Consider the following 4,898-nt stretch of genomic DNA (forward strand, 5'->3'; position numbering starts at 1 on the left):
GGATATCCGGCCTGATCGAGCAAACGGAACATACGTTCATAAACCGACTGACTATCCACGGCCATGTGGTTGTCTTTCCCGCCGATGGTGATTGTTCCGAACAGCACATCGTCGTCCGCACGGTACCGAATACCCTCGAATTCCCTCGTCGCGGATACGGCCCCGCCCAGCCAAAGCTCGCCCGCCCCCGTACGATCCGTTTGCAGCACGGGCATGGGGACGGACATGAACGGCACATCGGCCATCTGGGGCGAACAATCGGTGGGCGGTTCACCAAACCAGACCACACCCAGCGCCCGCTCAAAACCACCCTCATACTGCGAAGCAGGCGCAAACCCACGACACGCCTCGGCAAAAAGGCGCGCGAAACGCAGGGCATGAGCGCTGGAGGATTCCGGGTTATTCATCAACATTCAAAAGTCACAGCCAAATATCACAACCATGGGGCAAAAGAACGACATAACAATCGGTCATCTTACCTTGAATTCGCACCTCATAAGGGAGCATGACCGGCATTTGCATTATTGATACGCCCCATCTTCTTGTACGGAATGGGCCACAGACACGCAAAACTTCTCCGAACAATCATGGTGTATTCTGGCGACTCAAGAAAATCGGGGAAAATCGGGGGCAGACAAAATGAGCCAGCACACCCTCAACACTCAATTCGATTTCCAGGGCACCCTATGCCGATCTCACTGAGAAACAGCGTACTTCCCGTCACTTCTGTCCTCGTTATGGCGGCACTGCTCTGGTCCGGTCTCGCCCCGTTCGACCGGGCAACATGGATTATGGAAACCTTGCCCGTCATGCTGGCGTACCCCGTGCTCTGGTTCACGTACCAACGCTTCCCGCTAACTCAACTCCTTTACCTGCTCATTGCCATGCACGCACTGATCCTCATCGTCGGTGGCACCTACACCTATGCGCAGGTGCCCATCGGCTTCGATCTGCAGGCGTTTTTCGGGCTCCAGCGAAACCCGTACGACAAGATCGGCCATTTCTTCCAGGGCCTGGTTCCCGCGCTTGTGGCCCGGGAGATCCTGATTCGCGGCGCATATGTGAATGGTCGGAAGATGCTTGCCTTTATCGTCGTCTGCATCGTGCTGGCGATCAGCGCGACCTATGAATTGATCGAATGGGCGGCGGCGCTGGCGATGGGCCAGGGCGCAGATGAGTTTCTGGGCACGCAAGGCGATGAATGGGATGCGCAGTCGGATATGTTCTTTGCGCTGATCGGTGGCCTGTCGGCACTGCTGGTCTTTTCTCGTTGGCAGGATCGGCAGATCAAAACACTCATCACGCAACGGAATAATTGACTCGGCAGAACCCGACACCCTCCATTCACATGAAGATAGACAGGCTTGATCATCTCTTGCTGACCGTCACGGATATTCGCGCCACGGCCACTTTCTAAATCCGAAGGCTGGTCCGAATTCTGGGCGTTGAGGTCACCAACCGCGTAGTGAACTGAGCATCAGATTTCAGCGACAGGGCGGATATTGTGCCGCCGCGCCTGCCATGCGCGGTAGGCACGCACAGGATGCCGGAGCGATGCGACGGTATAGATCACCTTCATCATGCGCAGCGAGTTCCAGATGGGCGTATTGCCGTAAATATCGCCCGCCAGCAGGGAAAGCAGCGCTTCCTTGACGCGGAAAATATTGCGCGGCCCCATGAACAGATCGCGCATCGCCGGATTCGTCACACGGTAAATAAACCACGAGAATTCGCGTGGCCCCATACGGATCTGCTCGTCGAACTTCTTCAGCGCCGCAGCCGCCTTGGCGGGATGCTGCAAGGCCGTATCGATCGCATCGGCCGCAACGACGGCACTTTGCATGGCGAGCAGAACACCGGAGGAAAAGACCGGATCGATAAAGGCGAAGGCATCGCCCAGCAGCACGTAGTTCTGGCCGTGCGTACGGTCAGACAGGTAGGAGTAATTGCCCGTGGCCTCGACGTTGTTCACGAATTCGGCATCGCGCAAACGCTCGGCCAGCGGCGCGCAAGACTCGATGTTGTCGCGCAGGAACTGTTCGAGACTGCGGTCACCGCGCGATTTCATATGGTAGGGCCAGGTCACCATGCCGATACTCGTGATGCCATCCATCAGCGGAATGAACCAGAACCAGCCGTGATCGAACCAGAAAATGGTGATATTGCCTTCGGCCTTGCCGTCGTTGCGCATCGCGCCACGCACATGGCCGTACACCGCCGAACTGTTGTGCTTGGGGTTGCGCTGTTTGGACTGCATCTTGTTGGCGAGGAACGTGTCGCGCCCCGAGGCATCGACCACGAACTTCGTTTCCCATTCGGCTTGCGTGCCATCATCCATCACGGCGGTGACGCGCGCGCCGGGGCCGCCCGGATGATCGTCCGGCAGGAATTCCACATGCTTGGCACGGCAGCCTTCGATCACTTCCGCGCCTTTTTGCCGGGCATTGCGGATCAGAATCTCGTCAAACTGGGCGCGCGGCACCTGATAGGCCATCGGCATGGACTTATCCCAAGCCTCGGCAAAGTTGAACACCTGCTTGTGGTCGTGGTGCGGCGATACGAATTCCGCGCCCCATTTTTCCATGCCGATGGCGCGGATCTCATCGCCGACACCCAAGCGGTCGAACAAGGGCATATTGGCGGGCAGCAACGATTCGCCAATGTGAAAACGCGGGTGATGTGCCTTTTCCAGCACGACCACCCGATAGCCACGTTCGACCAATAACGGCGCAACGGTCGAACCCGCTGGCCCACCGCCGATGACCAGCACGTCGCAGTGCTGTGTATTCATTTCTGAAGCATCCGGTTGCAAGATAATGCACTCCTGTTCACGTGAATAATTAAACAGGCAATCGACCACGGCAAAACGATGACATAGACAATCCCTGTATACATATGACTCGCATCATATCACTACCCGGTCATCTGACGTGTGAGCACCTCGGCAGGAAGAGCGCCGCCAAATCAGGCGACCTTTTCAGAATGCGAGCGACATGACGTCTTTTCGAACCTTCCGGGGCATATTTGTTTGCTGTTCTTGTCTTCTTCATGGCGTCATTCTCTCAAGAGTTGAAGCCTCACCATGTCCCGGGGGGATTCGCTTCACTTACTGAAACTTCAACGGTGGCGCCATGCCGATCAGCGCCAGCAGCCCCCAGACGACGAGTGCGATGCCGGCGCAAATGTAAAGCGCGAAGAAGAAATGAAAGGCCAGCGGATTATCTTCACGATTGGGGCGGTACGGTTTGAATCCATTCACGCCGGCGGGTAGCTCACCATGCTGCCAGCCGCGATAGGCCACAGCCAATACGCCCGAACCGAAGCCAATCAAAAACAACGAACCTAGCCATACAGGCATCATCAACCTCCCGCGCCGAACCATTTGCGCGCCACCTTCATCGTCGCCATCACAACCAGGCTGAGCGCGCTCACCATCAAGATTTCGAACGGCCATAGGTTGTGCGAGGTCGGGTCGGTCGATGTGCCGATCACGATGCGAAGTATCACAAAGACGACCATCACCGCCGGTACCGCCGCCGCAAGGCGCCAACCGCCACGCCAGCGCCACAACCCCCAGGCTGGCGCGGCAATGCCCGCAAGACCGACAACCAGCATGGTCAGCATAAAACCGTTGAACAGCGCCACGTCGCCCGCACTGACAGGCTTGCTCATCTGCTCGTGGTAGGCCTGATCCTGCGCTGCCTTGGCGCGTGCGTTCATTTCCGCCACCCATTCCGGTTGATCCTGCGCGGCGGCGGCTTCGCCGCTCGCCACCACATGCCCTCGCCAGACGGCGACGACGGGCGTATTGTTCGTGCTGCCATCCCCGGCCTTGATGCGGATCTCATCCACTTCATCGCCGGGCTGAAAGAAAAAGAACCAGGCCAGCGCTTCGCCACGACCCGAGTAACGCTGCGAAGGGCTGGTGCCGACATTGACTTTCTTGCCGTGAAAATAGGGCGTAATCCAGATCCCAGCTGGCTTATCCGTGTCATAGGCCAAGCGCAGATAGAAATTCTGATTACGCGCCAGAGTGACATCGTCACCAGACGACCATGTTTCAAGCACGTGCACCGTGGTGGTGGCGTGTGCGCTGTTCAACGGCACAAACCATGCCGACAGGACAAATAAAATCGCCATCATGCGCCACCACAAGTGGTGGACTGACCACATATGACTGATCGCACATAAAGCTTTCATATTCATTTTTTCGGGCACCCCTCAATGATCCGCCTCATGAACATTGTGATAGCCTCAACGCTTGAGGTAAACGGCGCAATCGGCGTTAGCGGGTTTGCGGTCGCCCGCCCGGCTGGTTATGTTCTTTGCTCCCAACATTGCGGGCCGCGACTGCCGAGCATGACGGCGACTACAACGATGGAACCCACCTCGGGGTGGACACGAACTGGCAAGCTCATAGGCACTTGAGAATCCCCGCCAGCACATCTTCCACTGGTTGCCCGGGATTTCGATCTGTCTCGTACACAGCCAAGTGCCGGTCGAGTTCTTGGCGGAGCGCGTGAGCGCGCCTTGCATCTAATCGGCCAGCGACGCGCTGAATGTGCCTCCAGCCATAAGACCATGTTTCTTGATCGCTTCGGCGATTGCGTCAGTCTTAGGGAACCTCTGATTGAATCCTTCGTGGCCGAGACGGGCTTTTGAGGGATGAGTCGCAAGGCGCGGCGCGATACGGGCTTGCGCCAGCTTCGCGTTAATGGTTATTCCATTCGTGAGCGGCGCAACACAGCGGGCTTACGCCAGCTCCGCGTAAAATCGCCCTCAAAAGCCCGTCCCATGCGGGTTGCTGCCCAAAAGCCGCAACACTTCGTTATCGGCCTTGGCATCGTAGCGTAAACTACGACCTGCGGCCTCTGCCTCGTTTTGCGGCTTTTGGATCA

At 57.5% G+C, this 4,898-nt stretch carries 5 protein-coding genes; 1 reads left to right on the plus strand and 4 read right to left on the minus strand.

Going from position 1 to position 4,898, the window contains the following annotated elements; all coding sequences use genetic code 11:
* The coding region (locus PHD44_RS12225) for a hypothetical protein (RefSeq protein ID WP_300192123.1) at positions 1-407 on the minus strand (407 nt) is incomplete at its 3' end.
* 279 nt (positions 408-686) lie between these two features.
* On the opposite strand from PHD44_RS12225, the gene PHD44_RS12230 reads away from it, so the two are divergent.
* Complete coding sequence (locus tag PHD44_RS12230; RefSeq protein WP_300192125.1) at positions 687-1,319, plus strand: DUF2238 domain-containing protein; 633 nt, start codon at positions 687-689, stop codon at positions 1,317-1,319.
* A 158-nt stretch (positions 1,320-1,477) separates the two neighbouring features.
* Here PHD44_RS12230 and PHD44_RS12235 read toward each other — a convergent pair whose 3' ends face one another.
* The 3 genes from PHD44_RS12235 to PHD44_RS12245 all read right to left on the minus strand — a co-directional run bounded on the left by PHD44_RS12235 (position 1,478) and on the right by PHD44_RS12245 (position 4,206).
* Positions 1,478-2,791, minus strand: a complete 1,314-nt coding sequence (locus tag PHD44_RS12235) for an NAD(P)/FAD-dependent oxidoreductase (protein ID WP_300192126.1) — start codon at positions 2,789-2,791, stop codon at positions 1,478-1,480.
* A gap of 315 nt (positions 2,792-3,106) precedes the next feature.
* On the minus strand, positions 3,107-3,358 hold the full coding sequence (locus PHD44_RS12240; RefSeq protein WP_300192128.1) for a hypothetical protein: 252 nt from the start codon (positions 3,356-3,358) through the stop codon (positions 3,107-3,109).
* A gap of 2 nt (positions 3,359-3,360) precedes the next feature.
* The gene (locus tag PHD44_RS12245; RefSeq protein ID WP_300192130.1) at positions 3,361-4,206 is read right to left on the minus strand and encodes a hypothetical protein; all 846 of its coding nucleotides are present in this window, start codon (positions 4,204-4,206) and stop codon (positions 3,361-3,363) included.
* Between the last annotated feature and the right edge of the window lie 692 nt (positions 4,207-4,898).

Origin of the sequence: Halothiobacillus sp., assembly GCF_028710545.1 — a bacterium.
Taxonomy (GTDB): domain Bacteria; phylum Pseudomonadota; class Gammaproteobacteria; order Halothiobacillales; family Halothiobacillaceae; genus Halothiobacillus.